Origin of the sequence: Candidatus Sulfuricurvum sp. RIFRC-1 (assembly GCF_000310245.1) — a bacterium.
Classification (GTDB): Bacteria; Campylobacterota; Campylobacteria; order Campylobacterales; family Sulfurimonadaceae; genus Sulfuricurvum.
Map to the genome: position 1 here is coordinate 360,221 of NC_020505.1, position 19,247 is coordinate 379,467.

The window sequence follows — 19,247 nt, forward strand, 5'->3', positions numbered from 1 at the left end:
CATGGATGTGATTACCAGCGGTCGCGTGGAGGGCGTGGAGCACGAGGACGAGCTTCGTTAACACGAAGTGTACGTCCGCCGAAGTCGTTACCTTCAAGAGCAGTGATCGCTTTATTAGCTTCATCTTGGTTCGCCATTTCAACGAAACCGAAACCGCGAAAACGGCCTGTCTCTTTGTCGTTTACGAATTTAACTGAACTAACTTCACCGTATTGTCCGAAAAGATCTTTCAAATCATTTTCGTCTTTGCCGTAGGGAATATTCCCGACATAAATTTGTGTCACATTGTACTCCGTGAAAAAATCGAACTATAACCAGCATAATCCTTAAAACATTTTAGCCTTTAAAATCTTATGGGAATGTTAAAAATAATTGTATTTCCGTTATTAGTATAATCGTCTTGTAAAAACTTTACAAAAACGATTTTATCGGGATAAAAGCAGAGTGAAGGGTGTTAATTTAGATGGTATATCCCAAAGGTGAAACGGGCTTGAAATAGGGATCTTTGTCCTGCAGTTTTTGAAAAATTTTATCTCGCGGAAGAGGACGGCAAAGGTGGTAGCCTTGCAGGGTGTCAATATTGTTTTCCATTAAAAAATCGTAGTGAGAACTCTCTTCAACCCCCTCCGCCGTCACCTTCATCCCCAGTACATGTGCAAGATTTGAGATTGCTTCGACGATATGACGATTGGAAGCGCCTTCAAAAAGGGGCAAAATGAAGGATTTATCAATTTTAAGGGTATCAATCGGGAGTTGCGCAAGATAGGCAAACGATGAGTAGCCTGTACCGAAATCATCAAGTGCTATCCGTACTCCGCCTGCTTGCAATTGGTGGAGCTGACGGCTGGCTATATCAATGTTTTCCATCACGGCACTTTCGGTCAGTTCTACTTTGATATACGTTGGGGAGATAGAGCGTTTTTCCAAATACTCAAGCAACTCTTTGGCAAAGGCTTCTTGATGGAGTTGTTTTGTGGATACATTGATCGCAACAAAGAAAGGCTCATTACGCAGGGCTCGGACCATCTCGATAAAATTACACGCTTGGGTTAGTACCTCATTTCCGATCAAGAGGATATCCCCGTTGGTTTCGGCAACTGAGATAAAAATATCCGGGGAGATAAATCCCTGCTCCGGATGCGGTAGACGCAGTAGCGCTTCATACCCTTCAAGTTGCAAGGTTTTCGTATCGATAAGAGGTTGAAAATAGAGTTCAAATAGATTTTGAGTCAGCCCATCGCGTATCAGAGATTCAATATGTAAAAAATCGTGAAGAGCTCTTTGCATCGAAGTATGGTAGTAGACGAATTGGTTTTTCCCTTTCTTTTTCGCTTCATACATCGCAGTATCGGCATGTCTGAGTAAATCTTCACCGATAGAAGCATCTTGGGGGTATAGGACAATTCCGATAGAAGAGGAGAGGAAAAAATTCATCTCATTGATTTTGAATGGCTCTTTAAATGTTTGTATTAAGTGTTCTGCAATGGCATTGACGCTTAACGTATCGGCATCTTGGAGCAAAATAACAAACTCATCCCCGCCAAAGCGGGCACAAAAATCGTATCTCCCAGTCGTTTTTTTAATGCGATTACTTACTTCAATTAATATTTTATCGCCGATTTCGTGTCCCATCGTATCGTTAATGTTTTTGAAATTGTCCAAATCCAAAAATAAAAGGGCAAAGGGTGTTTGAGTAGCGTGTTCGAATCGGCTATCGAGTTGAAGTTTGAGTTTGGCACGATTAGGCAATCTCGTCAATGGATCATGGTACGCTAAAAAAGCAATCTCTTCACTTTGCGCTTTGGATGCGGTGATATCGCTGGAAATACCGATAAATAAGTGAAGTGTTGAGTGGTGGTAAATACGGCTTTTTAACCAGCGTATCTCATCGTCAATTTGGAGAATACGAAATTGGATCTCTTGAGATTGACCGGGAAGAAGGGTTTCGAAAAAGATTTGTACTAAAGCGCGATCGTCAGGATGAATTTGTTGTTGCCATAAATTGGGATTGGTTACAAATGTTTCTTTTGAAAATCCTAAAATTCTCTCAATAGCGTTGTTTACATATCTTAGGGCGAGGTTTTGATTATCGATATACCAAATAATTTCATCGATACTGCTCAGTATTTCTTCAATCTCTCTATTCTTGGAGTTCAGTAATATTGTGAGTTTGTGGGCTTGAAGCTCGATTAGTTTTTTGGATTCACGAAGTTCTTTGTTAAGATGGTTGATATCTGTTAAATTTCGAACATTGACAAAAAAGCGAACATGATCGTTATGACGAATCATTTGTACGCTTTTGACCGTTTTAACAATCCCCCCGCTACTGTGGATAAAATCGGTCTCGGCATCGAGCGATTTTCCCTCACGCATCACTTTTTCAATACACTCTTGGAAGACATCAATGTCGGCAAGAATGCTCAATATATTAAGCCCCAGCAAGATAGTGTTTTGATACCCTACCATTGAAGAAAAAGCGTCATTGGCAAAAAGGATGACGCCTCGTTCATCAACCATGATGATACCATCCGGGAGATAATTCAAAACATCGTATAAAGGGGCTTCGGTTTGCATCGTGTCCTAAAGAGTGATTATTTTGTGATATTGTAATTTGTTATAGTTTAAAACTTTCTTCTTTGCGTATACTAGCAACTATTAGCAAGAGATAATTTGAATTTGGCTATAATCGCGAAATTTTAGTATGTAAAGAGTTTTAAGTATGGTACAAGTTACAAAATTAACAATGCGTTTTGGAAGCCGGATTTTATTTGAGGGGATTAACCTCAAGCTCGACCGTAACAAACGTTACGGTCTGATCGGTGCGAACGGCGCAGGAAAAACGACGTTTTTGAAAATCCTCAGCGGCGAGATCAAAGAGTACGAAGGGGATATCTCTATCGAACCGGGTCTCAAAGTAGGGATTTTGGGTCAGAATCAGTTTGCGTTTGAAGATTTCACAATTGCCGATGCAGTATTGTGGGGGAACAAACGTCTTTATGATGCGATCAAAGAGAAAGAGTATTTGTACGCCAACGGTGATTTCGAAGATGATAAAACCAATGACCGTCTCGCAGAGTTGGAGATGATTTCGGTCGAAGAAGATCCGACCTATGAGTACGACGTTCAAATCGCAAAGATTTTGGAAAATGTCGGGATTTCGGCTGAACATCATCAAGATTTGATGTCAAGTCTTCCTTCATCAGAGAAATTCAAAGTTCTCCTTGCGCAGGTTCTGTATCCGAAACCGGACGTTTTGTTCCTCGATGAGCCGACGAATAACCTCGATATCGATACGATCGGATGGTTGGAGCGTGAGCTTCAGCGTCATGAGGGAACATTGGTTATCATCTCGCATGACCGTCACTTCATCAATGCCGTTGTGACCAACATTCTCGATGTCGATTTCCAAAAAATCCGTGAGTTTACCGGAACGTATGATGACTGGTACCTCGCTTCGACCGTTATGGCGAACCAAGCACAGCTTGACCGTGATAAAAAAGTAAAAGAGAAAGAGCAGCTCGAAGCGTTTGTTCGCCGATTCTCTGCCAATGCCTCTAAAGCAAAACAAGCAACCTCACGTCAAAAACAGCTTGATAAACTTACCATCGAAGATATTAAGCCATCATCCCGCCGTGACCCGAGTATCGTCTTTAAGCCTAAGCGTCCTATGGGGGATGAAGCGTTGCGTGTGGCGAATGTTTCTCACAGCTATGGCGATTTGAATGTCTTGCATAATTTTGATATTTTGGTGGCTCCGGGTGAAAAAATCGCCGTTATCGGTGCCAACGGTGCCGGTAAATCAACCTTGTGCAAAATTCTGATGGAAGAGATGAAGCCGACAAGCGGAACCGTAACATGGGGAGCGACGATTGAATACAGCTATTTCCCGCAAGATACGACCGATAAAATCAAAGGGGACGGAACGCTGTATGACTGGCTTCGCGGGTTTGATCCGAAACGTGAAATTTCGGAAATCCGCAACTGTCTAGGGCGAATGTTATTCAACGGCGAGCAGCAAGAGAAAAGTGTTGAGAAGATTTCAGGGGGAGAGAAACACCGTATGATGCTCTCCAAGATGATGTTGGAGGGGGGAAATTTCCTCGTACTCGATGAGCCTACCAATCACCTTGACCTTGAAGCGATTATTGCTCTGGGTGAAGCATTGCTGGATTTTGAAGGAAATGTTATTTGTGTGAGCCATGACCGTGAGCTCCTCGATGCGTTCGCCGATCGTATTATTGAGTTGCATCTTGATGGAACCTACATCGATTTCAAAGGTTCGTACGAAGAGTTTGCTGAAGCTAAAGCGAACGGAAGTTTATAATTTCGTCATCCCGTACTTGATACGGGATCCACGTATTTAGTCTTTTAGATTCCGTGTCGTAGCACGGAATGACGAGAAAGGTACAAAACATGAATGATTATACATCGTATGTCGGTTTCGGCGTTGCGGGAAACTTCGCCCTCCACCTCGAACAAGCGGGCGAGAGTGCCGATTTTAAAGATATTCTTACCGAAGATCCAAACGGTCCGAAAGGGATGTTCCCTTTCTATATCCCCGGACGTGAGGGGCAGCTTGGTATCTATCCGATTAGTTCCGATACGATTCTTCTTTCCGAGGAAGAGTGCAATGTTCAGCTCGAGCCTGAAGTGGCACTTATCTGTGATCTTGAATATGATGTTGAGGGGAATGTGACAAACATCACACCGAGATTTTTCGGTGCCTATAACGATTGCTCACTCCGCAAAGAGGGCTCTGAGAAAATCAGCCACAAAAAAAACTGGGGTGAAGCCTCCAAAGGGTTGTCATCGACGTTGATTCCGATCGATACGTTTGAGAAGGGCGGGGTGATGGACAGCTATCGTATCGCTTCGTTTTTGCGACGTGAGGGGATGTTGATACGTTACGGTGAAGATGTTGAACTCACGGGGTACAGTTTCTTTTACCGTAAATTACTGGAATGGATGCAAAAGCAGATTAATACTCAAAGTGACTTTGGCCCCTTAGAACCTATCGGTGCGTATTTACGAGAAGCCGGATGCCCCAAACAAGCCATTATCAGTATCGGTGCAACCCGTTATACCCATTTCGGTGAGACCAACTTCCTGGAGCAGGGGGATGAGGTGATTGTGGTCGTGTATGATAACAAGACCTATTGTATGAACCCGATACTCTCTTTTGCAAATAAAGGAGTACTGGCGGAAAAAGAGGGTGTCAGTGCGTTAGTCCAAAAGGTTATTCGTGCTTAAAACCGGCCTTTATCGCCATTACAAGGGAAAACACTACGAGGTCATCGGGGTAGCAAAACACTCTGAAACCTCTGAGAGCATGGTGGTGTATCGTCCCCTTTACGGTGAGCGCGGATTGTGGGTGCGCCCTTTTAAAATGTTTATCGAAATTCTCCCCAATGGAACAAAACGGTTTGAATATTGCGGAGAGGTTCAATGAGCCGAGGGACAAAGCTCTCGCTCGATTTGGGAGCCTCATGGGGCGAGGGGTGGAGTATGGAAGCGGAAAAAACAACGAAAACGTTGACGCTTCTCGAACCTTCCGCCCACCGTCTCGTTTTTCAAAAGGAAAAGCGCAAAGGGAAAGCGGTGACACTCGTCGGCCCTTTCAGCCTAAACGAAGAAGATGCCCAAAAAACTCTTTCAACCCTTAAAAAGTCACTGGCATGCGGCGGTGCGTATAAAGAGGGTTGGATGGAGTTTCAAGGCGATATATCTACCAAAGTACGCGAGCATCTCGAAAAGTTAGCGTTTAAATTCAAAAATCCGAAATAACGTTACAATTTACTGGTAAATACGACTTGGTTACGCCCCCGTTTTTTAGCGGCATAAAGGTTGGTATCTGCGGTATGAATCAGCGCATCTTCTCCGATATGAACGGTAGGTACGATACAAATTCCCCCGATTGAGACACTCAAAAGCTGTGAGACTTTGCTTCCCTTGTGTTCTATTTTTAGATTTTCAATATTTTCACGAATCTTTTCCCCCATCATCTTGGCATTTTTACAATCGGTATCGGTTAAAATAATCCCAAACTCTTCTCCGCCTAAACGAAACGGATAATCCCCCGGGCGCTGCAAAGTCATTTTGAGCACTTTGGCGACCGCTTGGAGGGCAGAATCTCCCTGTAAATGTCCATAGGTATCGTTGTATTGTTTGAAAAAATCGATATCAAGCATCATAAAGACAAACGGTTTTCCGGATCGGAGTGAGCGCTTAAACTCCCGTTCGTAGACGATATTAAAATAGCGTCGGTTGTAAAGGGCCGTGAGTGAATCGGTATAGGAAGCTTGTTCGAGTTTGAGATTGAGATGTTGAAGTGTTTCGGTTGAATCGATTAACTGACGCTGCTGTAATTCTATATTCGCAAATATTTTCCATGCCAGACCCATTACAAGAGCGAGGATAACAACGAGAAAAAAGATGAGCTGCATAAGGGCATTTTCATACTGTGTCAAGAGAATGGCATGTTCATAACGTGCTGAGGCATTTTCATACGCGATCAATTGATGAACCGTGTCGTGAATAAGACGGACATTATCATCGAGGGTACTCAGTGAGAGGGGATGGGTTCGATCCGGAGAGGTAATGAGGGTCCGTACTTCACTGAAATATTTCTCTAAACTTTGTATTTGTGATTCGGTGTAATTGACATAAGCGAGTTCTTCGGGCCGTTTTTCGTGCGCAAGATAGGCAGCCCAGAGTTGATTAATCCGATCCAGCCCCAAAGAGATTTTTTCAGCGGCCTGTTCATTGCTGATGAGTTGATTGCTCCACCGGTAGATCGAAGAAGCGAGATCGTTATTGTAGGTTTCGGTAATGGAATTGAGTTCGGTTAGAGGGATTAATGATCCAAAATAGAGGGTGTCCATATTACGTTTAATATTTTGGATATTAATATAGCCGATGAGCCCTATTACACCTAAGCCAAACCCCACGATTAACAGTAAGTAGAGAAGTTTTGACTTAAGTTTGAGTGATTCCACGGCTTGGATAATCTTTTTTATTTGGATAAGTAACCTAAGCAACTCCTATACCAAAAGCGATTACAATTAAACAATTATTTTTGGAGGCTGGTTATGGCTAAACGTATCATTAAAGATGAGCGAATTAAAACAATTGTGCATAACATTGCTGAAGACTTTCGATTTTCGCATGAAACGGGTGATTATGCGCTGTTATTTTACAAAGCGGATACAGAAGGGGTGATTCGGGGTGCTGATATCGACACGATGATCGAGTACCTCTCTACGGGACTAACCGAGTTGCAAGATAATATTCAATGGCGTCGAGAGTTTTTAAGCGATAATCCGGGTATTGATGAGATGCGGATGTTGGAAAATCTCGGAGTGATTGAAAAAGAGTATATCGATATGCTCGAATTTTTACGTTAGAAGGGCATAAAGCCCAAACCCGATGGCAGCGGCTATAAGGGCTATAAGGGCAAAGATGAGTATAAGGCGAGTCGCTAATACCCATATAAATCGTAGCATTTACGGTTTCGGTTTATAGGGTTCCAGTGTGATCTTTTTACCAATCGCGTATTGGATGCCACCTTGTAAATCGATAACGTTGTATCCAAGCTGTTTTCCCAGAAAAGTACCAACCGTTTGAGTGCGGTTCCCGCTGTTGCAGATGAGGGCAAATTTTTCCTCTTTTTTAACGACTTTATTCAATTTATCCAAAAACATCTCGACATTATAGTTTCCCTGTTCATCAAAAAACATGATAGGGTAGGAGCCTTTGACAATGCCCGTAGTTTTCCACTCATTTGGTGTACGGATATCGATAATTTTAATTTTGCTATCGACGAGTTTTTGATCGATCGGTTGGCGGATGTACTCCGCACTGAGTGTCGTGATTGCGAGCAATAAAGAGATAAGTACTAAGCGCATATTGGCTCCTACGAGGTATAATGGCGATATTGTATCGATGAATAATTAATATGAGGTTGTATGGGCGAATCTAAAACAGAAAATGCAAAACGGCTTCGGTATATTCGGCTCTTGGGGCGGTTTATCAGCGGAATACTTTCGTACCTCGCAAAAAGTGAAAACCCGACCAAAGAGCAGTATGATCAGAAAGTGGATATGAACTTTCGTTTTTTAGAGAAAAACGAGGCGGTAAAACTGTATAAAGATGAATACATGGTACTTGAAGCGTTAGGGCAGAAGATTCTCGATTTTAGAGCGAGTGACACAGATATAGAAACCATCAAAGAAGAACTCTTTTACGCCCAAAATCAGCTGGAAAAAAGGGTTAATGCCAGCCGTTATAAAAAATCAAAACACGATAATCACGCTAGCGACGGCTGGTGAGATTAAAGCCATCCGGTATGTTCAAGAAGAATTTTACATCCAAGTCCGATAAGAATTAATCCTCCGAGTATTTCCGCTTTGCTTTCCAGAATCGATCCCAGTTTTTTCCCTATATACACCGCGATAACACACAATACAAAAGTGACCAACGCGATCACACCCGCAGCCGTGAAAATATCGGTTTGTAAAAATGCAAAGGTTACCCCGATGGCCATTGCATCGATACTGGTTGCGATCCCCAGCGTGATAAGGGTTTTCGTGGAGAGATCACTCACCTCTTCGTAAAATTCATTTTTCTGGGCTTCACGAAGCATTTGAAATCCCAAACCGACCAGTAGAGCAAAAGCAATCCAGTGATCGAATGATTGTACGTATTCCGCAAAGCTAATTCCGATCAGATATCCGGCAAGCGGCATGGCACCTTGGAAGAAACTGAAAACGCTCGCGGCAAAGAGGGTTTTAGGGAGGTGAAGATCTTTGTATTTTGAGCCGATGGCGATGGAGACGGCGACGGAGTCCATCGCCAATGCGACCGCGAGGATGAGAAGGGTTTCGTTCATTAAAGGGCCTTGAAAATAAGTGCGCCATTATAGCGGACAAAGTTTTAGTGGCTATTTACGAACAGCATGAACCGCCGTTGCACCCTTTCTCTTTTTTCTGAAATAATCCACGGATAAGGTGCCATCCGATCAATCCCAGCAGGAGGATCGCAGCTGCTTCTTCGAGCACCCCGTGCTGTTCGGAGAAATCGACATTTAGTGTGATGGGGAGGGTGTCAAATCCTAAATCGATGAGTGCGCCAAACAGTACACTTCCTATCACAATCACCGAGAGGTAAATCACTAAAGCGCGCATTCCCAACATCGATTTAACGACTCCCATCGTTACCGTATTGGTCGCGGGACCTGCACTTAAAAAGATAAACGCCGCCCCCGGAGAAACTCCGGCAATGATAAGTGATGCCGCAATCGGAAGGGAAGCGGTAGCGCATACATACATCGGTGCGGCGATCGCGACGGCTATGATGTAGCCCAATAAGCGATTGTCGTTAAAAAGCTCATGAAGGTTGGAGGGGATAGCGGCTGTGATAAAAGCACCGAGCAAGAGCCCCCAAAAGAGCGGTTTGCTGAAACTTCCCAATAATGTAATGAATCCGTATCGAAAAACGTCTGCTACGGAAAACGGTTTACGGAGTTTCGGAGGTGTGATTGTAGAGGACGACTTTGGAGCGGTTGTTGAAAAACTAAACCCTTTTTTGACTATCTCTTTGGGTTCAAACAGATTCATTAACATTCCTGCGGTAATGGCGATAATGACCGAAGAGATGACGCGATAGAGGGTAAATGCCCATCCGAACATTCCAAAGGTAGCCAGAATCGAATCGACTCCGGTGATCGGAGTAGAGATTAAAAAGGAGAGGGTAGCTCCTTTGGAAGCACCGTTGCGTCGAAGCGATGCGGCAAAAGGGATAACACTGCATGAGCACAACGGAAGAGGGGTTCCGAACATGGCTGCCTTATAAACAGAGCCATGGGTATCCGACCCTAAATGTTTTTCAATCCACTCCTCACGGATGAGTTGATGCAATACCCCTGCGGCCAAAAGGCCAAAAAGGATATAGATCCCCATATCAATGCTTAGTTCCCAAAAGGCTTCCCAAATCAGATACATAGGATGTTCCATATATTAAAAATAATAACTATTATCGAATTATGGTCTTTTTTGCTTAATTAGGACTTATGAAGTTTTTAAAAAAAAGAAAATTAATGCAATGAAAGTGTGACCCCTGAGGGGATTCGGCTCATGAGACGTGTCGTATCATTTCGAATGAGTAAATAACCGATGGACAAGGATTCCAGCATCTCAATGGCTTTGGACTCTTCCATGACGGATACCGCTGTTGCAAGGGCATCCAGACGGGTATTATCCTGTGTATCGACTAATGTGACCGAGGCAAACCATTGTTGCGGTTTAAGTGTTTTAGGATCAATGAGATGGTTATGGGCTTTTGTTTTGATGTAACGCTCATAATTGCCGCTTGTGCTGACGCTTAAACGGGGGAGTGAGGAGGTTATGGTAGCAATATCTTCGTGTGCAATAAAAGGATTTTGTACGGATATCGTACACTCCCCCAGACAGCTGATATCACCGGATGCAGCGATAATCGCTTTTAACTGATGCTGCTTTGTTAACAGTTCTATTGCAAGATCAACCGCGAATCCTTTCCCAATTCCTCCTAAGTCAATGGTAGTACCGGGCTGAATGTTTACGAAATCACCCTCAAACGTTATCCTCTCATTTCCGACAAATTCTCCCATTCGGTCAATCTCTTTTTGAGACGGGAGATGCTCATCGGCGGTTCCGAATCGATACGCACCGTGAGTGATCGAACCGATAGTGATATCAAAGGCTCCGTTGCTTAAGAGATACATTTCCATAGAGCGTTCCAAAATACGCCGAGTCACCGGTGATGGTTGTGCGGTGTATTTTTGATTCAGACGGGAAATCTCTGAATCGGGTTTATAGGTTGAGAGTAGGTGATCGAGATCATCAAACAATTCAAAGACTTGATCGCTTAGAGAAGTTTCTTCGACATCAACATTGATGAGTGTTCCCATATGGACTTGAGTGCGAGGCTGACTCCAAAGCAGTACCGGTATCAGGGTGAGTAAGCATATCCATTTCATGATCCGAAGTGTAACATATCTTAGTAAACGATAAGCGTTTTCATTATTAATATTAGTTTTATCTTTATTACCCTATACTTTCGCAATCAATAATCAGTATCATAAAAGGAAAACCAATGAAAAATCTTCTCTTGAGCTCGTGTGCTGCACTGGTGCTTACCGCCAATCTCTCTGCGGATGAGATGAGTGATCTTAAGGCTCAACTCAAAGCGCTGAGTGAACGGTTGGAGAGTATCGAAGCAAGCAATAAAAAACAAGCTGAACAAACTCAGGTCTTAACGGAAGAGTTGATCAACGTCCAAAATGCGACATCCTTTACCTCTCTCGATCCTTCCAAAGATGTGCAAGGACTCGGTGTAGCGGCATCCAAAGTTTATTACTCCAAGAACCCTCTCTCCATTGGGGGATACGGTGAACTCTATTATTCAAAATACAATGACAGTGTCGGCACCGGCAATACAAAAGATGCTTACGGTGATACCTACCGATTTATTCCCTACATCGGGTATAAATTCAGTGATAGCATTATCTTGAATTCTGAAATCGAGTTTGAACACGGAAATGAAGTCGCTATCGAGCAGCTCTATGTTGACTTTATTCTTGATCCGCTTGCAACGGTACGTATCGGACATCAGCTCGTTCCGATGGGATATGTGAATCTCTATCATGAGCCGACACTCTTTAATACCGTTATCCGTCCGGATGTCGAGAGACAACTCATCCCTTCCACGTGGCACGAATTGGGCTTAAGCGTATACGGTAAAACCGATAGCTTTGAATATCAAGTCGGAGCATTTAGTGCTTTGGATATGTATAACTCTACATTAGGTACTCCTCTCGCAGACAAAGACTGGATTCGTAAAGCACGTATCGGCAATGAAAGCGATAAAGGGATGGACAATATGGCTGCCGTTGCACGATTGGATTACAATGGGGTCAATGGATTGCAAATAGGCCTCAGCGGTTACACCGGCAAAGCGGGGAATGCAAAAGTATCCGGTAAATCTGAAGAAGGACAAATGAACATGGTTGATATCCATGCAAGTTTCCAACTTGATGGATTCAAAGCACGCGCCCTTTATACCCAAAGCCATCTAAGCAATGCGGATTCATACCGATCCGATATGCCAGAAAGTGCACGCGGCGGTTATCTGAATTTAGAGTATAATATCCTACCATTTTTTGCGTCATCAAGTGATCGATTACCACTCTTTTTCCAATATGAAAACTATAATTTGGCTAACAAAATGGCTAATGGGAGTTCATTTGGAACTACGACAAGTTATACCTATGGTTTGAACTACTTCCCGCATGATCAAGTAGTTCTAAAAGCGGAATATATGTTGCGTCACAACGAAAATTCAGCCGATACAACCAAGTATGTCAATGAAGGTATTTACTCACTTGGATTAGGATTTATCTTTTGATCAAAACACTCGTCCTTCTTCTTTTTGTTGTCACCGCTAGTTTCGCCCAAGTTTTGGGTGATCCTATTGAACTTACTCAACGTATCTTTAGCTCCAAAAGCGTAGAGACTGAAAATATCATCCTCAATGAGGGGCAGATTGCGCAACTCGCCAAAGCCTCCCAACAAAAAATCGATACGAAACTGTATCGTATTTATGTGGCTAAAAATGGGGCTAAAAATGTAGGGTACGGCGTTTTAATGAATAAAAAAGTACGTACTAAGACGGCGATAGCCCTTTATCTGATCGATACAAGCGGTAAAATCAAAACGATTGAGATCGTTGCGTTTAATGAACCGCTTGAATACCTTCCAACCGCTACCTGGCTCGATGTTTTTGACAATAAAAGCAGTTCAGATACCCTCAAACTCAATCAAGATATCCCTACTACGACGGGTGCCACGTTGTCTGCACGCTCTATCACCGATGGCGCGCGCGTAGCATTAGCTCTTCTCGAAATTGTAAAACCATGAAGTTTGTCGTTTCAAAAAAACTCTCTGAGTCTCCGGTAATGCGGATTATTTTGATTTGGATGTTCATCGCTTTAGGCAGTGTCCTCATCCTCAATCTCATTGCAAAGGCAATCGATTACGGAACCGATCTTGAGGGGTGGACAACCGTTATCTTAGGGAATGAAATGGAGTTTATCGATCCAATCCCTCTAAATGATCTTGTTTTGCAGATTCATACGGATCTTTTTGCCCTGATTATGATATTTGTGATGATTGCCGCCGTATTGGGGCGTAGTTCATTTTCCCATCGGTTAAAAGCATTTCTTTTGGGCATAGCTCTTGTGGGGCTGCTTCTTTATCCGTTAGGTTGGTTAAGTATCTCATGGTTTGGAAGTGTCTCTGTTGCGATAGGAGCTTTTGGCTTTATACTCTACCATACTGTCATGCTGATGAGTACTTCTATTCTCATTGTCGGACTGATTCGAAAGAGAATCTGATGCCGGTAACATTTGTACGGTTTGCGACAGCAGCGTTTGGTTTTTTGATTTTAGGGCAGTTTTTTGTCGGGGCACTCCTGTTTTACCTTTTGGTCGGCTTTTCTCCTCATGACGTGATAGAGTATTATCGTATCAAATCCTTTCACGGATTGCTCGAAACACTCATCCCGCACTTTTTATTTATGGCGATTGCCCTTATGGTGACACTCCATTTTTTAGCTTTTGTGCAGACGAAGGGAAATGGTGAAAAAGTGCCCCTAAGCCATATCCTTTTTGGCTTATTTTTTCTCGATCAACTGAGCCCGGTTGCTATAGCTCAAGGGTTAGAAAGTTTTGCTTATCTGAAGATAGTCTCTTTTGTGGGATTTGAACTTGTTTTAGGGTGGGTTTGGATCATTATTTTTTCTGCCTCATTAAAATCTCGCTAAAGTGTTACGCTAACCGCTCTATCGCTCCGCGTTCCAGATGGACTTTTCCTTTGTGTTCTAAATCTTTCAGCAGTCGGCTGATCACGACGCGTGAGGTCCCCAGCTGCGTTGCAATCTGCTCATGGGTCATTTCGATACGGCTGTTTTCCTGATGTGCGAGCCATTCGAGTAAACGTACATCGAGACGTTTGAATTTGATATCCTCCACGAGCGTAGCCAGCGATGCGAGACGGACGGTAAAGAGGGAAAATATGAAACTGAGATACTCCGGGCTTTGAGACATGAGAGAGCGGATCGATTCATAATCGAGGAGATAGCCGCTGATATCACTCTCTGTGATGGCGGTTCCGATGGCAACGTTTTGGGAGACAAGGCTAGCGGTGTTGACGACGCATTGTTCGAGCGGTTTGAGTGTATAGAGGGTGATCTCTTCGATCCCTTCGCCTTGGATATAGAGACGGACATTTCCCTCGGTCAAAAAGAGGATATCCGTGCATACATCACCTTGATAAAATAAAATCGTGTTTTTTGAGACGGTGATCGGACGGGCGTGAGCATGGACAAACTGTTGAAGTTCCGAGGATAGATGGGAGAAAAAAGTAAATGCTGAAAGTTCCATATAAATGCCTCAAGGAGTTTGAGGCATTATAACACAACATTATGATTCGTGTTTTGGTTTACAGCCTGTATTGATTCCAAGCAATGAATAAAGAGGACAGAGACTCATAGCTCCTGTCAGTAGTAAAACAATCCCGACATAGCCGAAAACGTTACCGCTTATCATCGCCCACACAATAAGAGCCAGCCCGGCACTGATGCGTAGAATACGATCGATCATCCCTATGTTACATACCATTATAAACTCCTTGGTCGAGAATGTGATTCTCGAAATTTGTAGGAGCATTGTAACGCTTTGAAGCTAGAGGTGTCTGTAACCTGAGTTACATAAAAAGAGAGAGCATCAATTGGTAAGATGGGGAAGCACTTTTATCAATTCGATCACTAAAACGGCTACCCACGTAAATATAGTGATTCCTGCGGCTGCGGCTGCAATATCTTTGATAATGCGAATTTTTTCATTGCAGCGTGTTTCCATAAAATCGCATACCGCTTCGATCGCCGTATTAAAAACTTCTCCCGCGATCATAACCCCTGTCGCTAGAATGATCAAAGAAGCATCAATCCACTCTTTATAGAGTATAACCGGAATGAGAAGAAGGGCGGAGATGATGATTTTGTATAAAACACTAAAATCGTAAATAACGGCAAAACGGAGACCTGAGAGGATAATTCTGAATTTTCGCAGCGGATGATAGCCGTGTTCCCCCGTCTCTAAAAATTTGTTTTTCATCCCAATACCCCCGTTTTAACAATCCAACCCGTAATAATGGCCCATATGAAGGCGATGAGCATCCCCGCCAAGATATCGGTCGGAAAATGGACTTGGAGGTACATCCGTGAGGCGGAAACGGACACAACAAGTAGTAAAAGAAGTGAGGATAGTACACTTTGATAGAGCGTTTGAGTGCCGATGAGCGCCAGAGAAAGCCCAAGGGCGAATGCGGTGATCTGAGCGGTATGGGCACTCGGAAACGAAGGATCGAGAGGAAGTTCATTAATCGCTCCGAAAAAAAGAGGACGTTTGCGTTCAAATTCAAATTTGAGTGCGTAGACGGTGATCACGGTTCCCCAAAAGGTGATTCCCAAGATTTTTTCAAAATGCTCTATGTGGGGGCTTAGGGTAAAAGTCAATAGAAGATAGAGGGGCAAAAGGATCCATAACGATCCCATCCACGTGATCGTGGAGAAAAAATGGTCCAGATAGGGATGACGGATCGCATGAAACCACGTCAGAATCGTCTGATCAAAATAGACGACGTGATCGTTTCGCAGGTAGTGAGCAAGGAGAATAAAGATACTCAAGGCTGCAATAAAGAGGAACAGTGAGAATGGCCACGATTCGCCGGAGAGAAATTTTAGATTAAAAGACATAGTTCACCTCTCTTTCTAAAAATATTGTAGCACACTTAGCGCTAAGGTAGGCGATTGAGATGCTCTTTGACATCGCTGAGACGGACGAAACTGAAACCGCTCTCTTGGAGTTTAGCAATACCTTCGATGATCCCCTCTCGTGTTCCTCCTTCGGGATGGTTCATGTGAAACAGGAGAATATCGCCGCTACGGGAACTCATGAGCTGTTGGGTCACTTTGGATGCGCTAAAGGTTGCTCCCGCATCCCCTAAAACGCTGAACCCGGCGATTTCGACGCCATTTTTATGGGCAATGGCAACGGAGTGCTCATCATAATAGGCGGTGCCGGAACGGAAAAAGCGGGGACGTTTGCCGGTGAGCTTTTCGATCAGATCGGCATTAGCGTTGATTTCATGGGCAACCTCTTCAGCAGAAGCGGTACCGGGAATGTTGTAAATACTTTTGCCGTTCACCGAGAGCGGGCGATGTGCGGTGCCGTGGTTGGCAATCTCAAAGAGGGGATTGGCTGAGAGTTTCTGGAAAATTTCGGGGTTAGTGTGTATCCATCGTGAGTTGATAAAGAGTGTAGCCGGAATACGGTTCTCACTCAGAAAATTGATCAGCCCCTCATCGTACTGGGAACTGCGAAAACTTCCCCCGCACGCATCAAAGGTGAGGGCTATCTCTTTTTTGGGCGTATGAAACGTCGTGACGACTCCGGTTACATTTTCACCCCATTGTACAGGTTCATCGGCAAAAAGGGTTGCCCCGACAACGAGTAAAAAAGTGAGGAAATATTTTTGCATAGATACCGCCTTAGAGTAAGGGTGAAATTGTAGCGTAGCGCACTTAGGGTTTGTTGCAGTCACGATCTTTTCCGAAAATACAACGGCCGTTGGTGATGAGTTTGCGGATGAAAAAAAAGAGGGAGAGGGAAGCGATAACTCCGCTCATAATTGCCTGAGGTATTAACCCGTGTGAAAAGAACGCGAGGGTAGCAAAGATAAAGGCCAGGGTAAGTATAAGACACATAGGAAATCCTTGAGATTCAGTCTCCGTATTGTAGAGCTAAAAAAGCGATATCAGCGTAACAAAAGTTACATAACAGGTAAAAAATAGCATTTAATATTTCTTTCACAGCTCATTTGATATGATAAAAAAAATTAATATAAAAAATAAATCAAATGATTAACATGAAAAATTAAAGATCATTTATTTTTATGAATAATGAGGTCGAAATGTCACATAAAACAAGCTATACGAAGATTGCCGCCAAAATTATTTTTATTACGATGTTTTTGACCCTTATAGCCGCCTATTTTTATGGGGAGTATATGAAACGGGATGCGATTAGCAATCTCGCCCATGTAGATGCCAAAAAAACGAGTATGCTTGTTTTTGAAGCCCTTTATTCTGCGATGCAGAGAGGTTGGAATAAAGACGATTTAGAAGAGATCATCACCCGGCTTAATGGTGTTGACGAACACATGAAAGTCAATGTTTATCGAAGTGCAAGAGTGGCAGAACTGTTCGGTGAAATAGAAAAAGACAAGTTGGCCAGAGAATCGGATCACGATATTGCAAAAGCCATTAGCGGAGAAGAAGTTTTAAATATTTCAAACTCTGAAGTGATCGAATACTATTATCCGGTTGTGGCTAAAAACAATTGTCTAAAATGTCATACCAATGCAAAGGCAGGGGATGTATTAGGGGTCATTGATGTTTCGTATCCGATAGACGATTTAAAAATTTCGCTGACGGAGATGATCAACTTTTTTATTATTTTTATCGTAATTTTTTCTTTTGTGGTCTTTATTGCAATTTTTATCGAATTGAATCAGTATTTGATTAAACCGATTAAAAACTTTTCAAATGTCATTAAAAACATAACGGCTTCTCAGGATATGAAAAAACGGGTGGAGGTGAATGATAATATTGAAGAGATCGATTCGATCAAAAATGTGTTTAACACGATGCTCGATTCGATAGAACATCAATTTTATTATGACACGCTAACCGGATTGGAAAATAGGAGAAAGCTGACCGAGAAGCTCGAAGAGAATAAGAGTGTTTTTTTAATGATTATCAACATTGATGCATTTCAGGAGATTAACGATTTATACGGGGATCATGTGGGAGATTCGATTTTAATCGATTTTGCCCTCTATTTAAAAGAGATTATTCCGGTCAAAGAGGGGATATACCGTCTCCATTCGGATGAGTTTGCCCATTTGTGCACTAACGGGATGGATATCAATGAATTTAAGATTTTTGTAGCCTATATCAGTGAAAAAATTGAGAATAAAAGTTTTAAGATTGACGATAAAAGCGAAGTGAGCCTCAGTGCAACGATTGGGGTGTCTCATGGTTCTGAGCAATTGCTGATGAATGCGGATATCGCCCTTAAATTGGCCAAAAAAAGTAAAAAGAACTTTTTAATCTATGATGAAACTATGGCAATGGCAAAAGAGTATGAGAAAAATTTTGACTGGACGAAACGACTTAAAAAAGCGATTGAAGAGGACAAAATCGTACCGGTTTTTCAGCCTATAGTCGATACTAAAACAGAGAAAATCGTCAAATACGAAGCGCTTATGCGGATGATAGATGATAAGGGGGAGTATATAGCTCCTGTCCATTTTTTGGAGCTTGCGAAAAAGAATAAGCTTTATCATCAATTGACCAAAATCATCATTGATAAAACGTTTAAACGGTTCGAAAATTTACCGTATCTCGTATCCATCAATCTTTCGGTGGAAGATATTTTAAACAAAGAGATCCATCATTTTATCCTTAGAAAACTCGAAGAGTTTTCCATCGGGAAGAAGATTGTATTTGAGATTATAGAGTCTGAGGGGATTGAGAATTTTGATCAAGTCCTGGAATTTATTGAGAGTGTTAAAAAATACGGTGTGAAAATTTCTATCGATGATTTCGGGACGGGGTATTCAAATTTTGAGTATTTGATGAAACTCAAAGTGGATTACATCAAGATAGACGGATCGATGATTAAAAATATCGACAATGACCCAAGCTCTCAAATGATTACCAAATCGATTGTCAATTTCGCGAAAAGTATGAACATTCAGACCGTTGCAGAATTTGTACACTCTAAAAACGTGTGTGAAAAAGTGAAAGAGCTGGAGGTCGATTTTTCTCAGGGGTATTACTTCGGAGAGCCCTCAGAGAGTATTCGAGAATCCTAAAACAGAACTTTATTCCGTTTTCTCTTTCACGTAATTGGCACCTTGGTTGACTTGCCCTTTGGTCCATTGGACGGCATTGCTAGAGTCTTGCTGCACACCGCTCCACGTAGCGGAACAGCCGGATACAAAGAGTAGAATAAAAAGGGTACATACGAAAGCTTTCACGCGATCACCTCTTAGATAAAAATAGCGAAAATTGTAACGTATTAATGT

General features: G+C 42.7%; 25 protein-coding genes. 11 read left to right on the forward strand and 14 right to left on the reverse strand.

Going from position 1 to position 19,247, the window contains the following annotated elements:
• Positions 1-11: 11 nt before the first annotated feature.
• A complete protein-coding gene (locus B649_RS01870) occupies positions 12-284 on the reverse strand; it encodes an RNA-binding protein (protein ID WP_015652803.1) in 273 nt (90 codons plus the stop codon).
• Positions 285-459: 175 nt separating this feature from the next.
• Positions 460-2,574, reverse strand: coding sequence for a bifunctional diguanylate cyclase/phosphodiesterase (locus B649_RS01875; RefSeq protein ID WP_015652804.1), 2,115 nt, complete (start codon positions 2,572-2,574; stop codon positions 460-462).
• Between the two features lie 145 nt (positions 2,575-2,719).
• On the opposite strand from B649_RS01875, the gene B649_RS01880 reads away from it, so the two are divergent.
• From B649_RS01880 to B649_RS01895, 4 genes are all read left to right on the forward strand, one after another.
• Positions 2,720-4,324 (forward strand): ATP-binding cassette domain-containing protein, encoded by a 1,605-nt coding sequence (locus tag B649_RS01880; protein ID WP_015652805.1) that lies wholly within the window; start codon positions 2,720-2,722, stop codon positions 4,322-4,324.
• Between the two features lie 89 nt (positions 4,325-4,413).
• Complete coding sequence (locus B649_RS01885) at positions 4,414-5,250, forward strand: DUF5718 family protein (protein WP_015652806.1); 837 nt, start codon at positions 4,414-4,416, stop codon at positions 5,248-5,250.
• Positions 5,243-5,449 carry a DUF1653 domain-containing protein gene (locus B649_RS01890; RefSeq protein WP_015652807.1) on the forward strand — a complete coding sequence of 69 codons (207 nt, stop codon included), beginning with the start codon at positions 5,243-5,245 and terminating at the stop codon, positions 5,447-5,449. The genes B649_RS01885 and B649_RS01890 overlap by 8 nt, the downstream gene beginning before the upstream one ends.
• Complete coding sequence (locus B649_RS01895; protein WP_015652808.1) at positions 5,446-5,784, forward strand: translation initiation factor; 339 nt, start codon at positions 5,446-5,448, stop codon at positions 5,782-5,784. Before B649_RS01890 ends, B649_RS01895 begins: the two co-directional genes overlap by 4 nt.
• A gap of 2 nt (positions 5,785-5,786) precedes the next feature.
• Here B649_RS01895 and B649_RS01900 read toward each other — a convergent pair whose 3' ends face one another.
• Entirely contained in the window at positions 5,787-6,995 is a 1,209-nt protein-coding gene (locus B649_RS01900; RefSeq protein WP_015652809.1) for a diguanylate cyclase, read from the reverse strand.
• A gap of 93 nt (positions 6,996-7,088) precedes the next feature.
• Here B649_RS01900 and B649_RS01905 point away from each other — a divergent pair, with 93 nt between their 5' ends.
• Positions 7,089-7,403 carry a hypothetical protein gene (locus B649_RS01905; protein WP_015652810.1) on the forward strand — a complete coding sequence of 105 codons (315 nt, stop codon included), beginning with the start codon at positions 7,089-7,091 and terminating at the stop codon, positions 7,401-7,403.
• A 99-nt stretch (positions 7,404-7,502) separates the two neighbouring features.
• Here the strand turns inward: B649_RS01905 and B649_RS01910 are convergent, their stop codons facing one another.
• Positions 7,503-7,904 (reverse strand): rhodanese-like domain-containing protein, encoded by a 402-nt coding sequence (locus B649_RS01910; protein WP_015652811.1) that lies wholly within the window; start codon positions 7,902-7,904, stop codon positions 7,503-7,505.
• Positions 7,905-7,964: 60 nt separating this feature from the next.
• On the opposite strand from B649_RS01910, the gene B649_RS01915 reads away from it, so the two are divergent.
• Positions 7,965-8,327, forward strand: a complete 363-nt coding sequence (locus tag B649_RS01915) for a hypothetical protein (RefSeq protein WP_015652812.1) — start codon at positions 7,965-7,967, stop codon at positions 8,325-8,327.
• Between the two features lie 2 nt (positions 8,328-8,329).
• On the opposite strand, the gene B649_RS01920 is transcribed toward B649_RS01915, so the two are convergent.
• The 3 genes from B649_RS01920 to B649_RS01930 all read right to left on the reverse strand — a co-directional run bounded on the left by B649_RS01920 (position 8,330) and on the right by B649_RS01930 (position 11,014).
• Entirely contained in the window at positions 8,330-8,887 is a 558-nt protein-coding gene (locus tag B649_RS01920) for a manganese efflux pump MntP family protein (RefSeq protein WP_015652813.1), read from the reverse strand.
• 55 nt (positions 8,888-8,942) lie between these two features.
• On the reverse strand, positions 8,943-9,998 hold the full coding sequence (locus B649_RS01925) for an SO_0444 family Cu/Zn efflux transporter (protein WP_015652814.1): 1,056 nt from the start codon (positions 9,996-9,998) through the stop codon (positions 8,943-8,945).
• Positions 9,999-10,090: 92 nt separating this feature from the next.
• Positions 10,091-11,014, reverse strand: a complete 924-nt coding sequence (locus B649_RS01930; protein WP_015652815.1) for an FAD:protein FMN transferase — start codon at positions 11,012-11,014, stop codon at positions 10,091-10,093.
• A gap of 116 nt (positions 11,015-11,130) precedes the next feature.
• On the opposite strand from B649_RS01930, the gene B649_RS01935 reads away from it, so the two are divergent.
• From B649_RS01935 to B649_RS01950, 4 genes are read left to right on the forward strand one after another with little or no spacing between them, the layout of a single operon-like run.
• Positions 11,131-12,441, forward strand: a complete 1,311-nt coding sequence (locus B649_RS01935; RefSeq protein ID WP_015652816.1) for a porin — start codon at positions 11,131-11,133, stop codon at positions 12,439-12,441.
• On the forward strand, positions 12,438-12,953 hold the full coding sequence (locus tag B649_RS01940; RefSeq protein WP_015652817.1) for an FMN-binding protein: 516 nt from the start codon (positions 12,438-12,440) through the stop codon (positions 12,951-12,953). The genes B649_RS01935 and B649_RS01940 overlap by 4 nt, the downstream gene beginning before the upstream one ends.
• Positions 12,950-13,429: a hypothetical protein gene (locus B649_RS01945; RefSeq protein ID WP_015652818.1), complete on the forward strand. Its 480-nt coding sequence runs from the start codon at positions 12,950-12,952 to the stop codon at positions 13,427-13,429. The genes B649_RS01940 and B649_RS01945 overlap by 4 nt, the downstream gene beginning before the upstream one ends.
• A complete protein-coding gene (locus B649_RS01950) occupies positions 13,429-13,857 on the forward strand; it encodes a hypothetical protein (RefSeq protein WP_015652819.1) in 429 nt (142 codons plus the stop codon). Before B649_RS01945 ends, B649_RS01950 begins: the two co-directional genes overlap by 1 nt.
• 4 nt (positions 13,858-13,861) lie before the next feature.
• Here B649_RS01950 and B649_RS01955 read toward each other — a convergent pair whose 3' ends face one another.
• The 6 genes from B649_RS01955 to B649_RS01980 all read right to left on the reverse strand — a co-directional run bounded on the left by B649_RS01955 (position 13,862) and on the right by B649_RS01980 (position 16,860).
• Entirely contained in the window at positions 13,862-14,476 is a 615-nt protein-coding gene (locus tag B649_RS01955) for a Crp/Fnr family transcriptional regulator (RefSeq protein WP_015652820.1), read from the reverse strand.
• 39 nt (positions 14,477-14,515) lie between these two features.
• Positions 14,516-14,713 carry a DUF2892 domain-containing protein gene (locus B649_RS01960; RefSeq protein ID WP_015652821.1) on the reverse strand — a complete coding sequence of 66 codons (198 nt, stop codon included), beginning with the start codon at positions 14,711-14,713 and terminating at the stop codon, positions 14,516-14,518.
• Positions 14,714-14,818: 105 nt separating this feature from the next.
• Positions 14,819-15,208 carry a diacylglycerol kinase gene (locus tag B649_RS01965; RefSeq protein ID WP_015652822.1) on the reverse strand — a complete coding sequence of 130 codons (390 nt, stop codon included), beginning with the start codon at positions 15,206-15,208 and terminating at the stop codon, positions 14,819-14,821.
• The gene (locus tag B649_RS01970; protein ID WP_015652823.1) at positions 15,205-15,849 is read right to left on the reverse strand and encodes a phosphatase PAP2 family protein; all 645 of its coding nucleotides are present in this window, start codon (positions 15,847-15,849) and stop codon (positions 15,205-15,207) included. Before B649_RS01970 ends, B649_RS01965 begins: the two co-directional genes overlap by 4 nt.
• 41 nt (positions 15,850-15,890) lie before the next feature.
• Positions 15,891-16,634: a polysaccharide deacetylase family protein gene (locus tag B649_RS01975; RefSeq protein WP_015652824.1), complete on the reverse strand. Its 744-nt coding sequence runs from the start codon at positions 16,632-16,634 to the stop codon at positions 15,891-15,893.
• 43 nt (positions 16,635-16,677) lie between these two features.
• Positions 16,678-16,860, reverse strand: coding sequence for a hypothetical protein (locus tag B649_RS01980; protein WP_015652825.1), 183 nt, complete (start codon positions 16,858-16,860; stop codon positions 16,678-16,680).
• A 206-nt stretch (positions 16,861-17,066) separates the two neighbouring features.
• Between B649_RS01980 and B649_RS01985 the strand changes: the two genes are divergently transcribed.
• Entirely contained in the window at positions 17,067-19,034 is a 1,968-nt protein-coding gene (locus B649_RS01985; protein WP_015652826.1) for an EAL domain-containing protein, read from the forward strand.
• A gap of 9 nt (positions 19,035-19,043) precedes the next feature.
• On the opposite strand, the gene B649_RS12415 is transcribed toward B649_RS01985, so the two are convergent.
• The gene (locus B649_RS12415) at positions 19,044-19,199 is read right to left on the reverse strand and encodes a hypothetical protein (RefSeq protein WP_291750918.1); all 156 of its coding nucleotides are present in this window, start codon (positions 19,197-19,199) and stop codon (positions 19,044-19,046) included.
• Between the last annotated feature and the right edge of the window lie 48 nt (positions 19,200-19,247).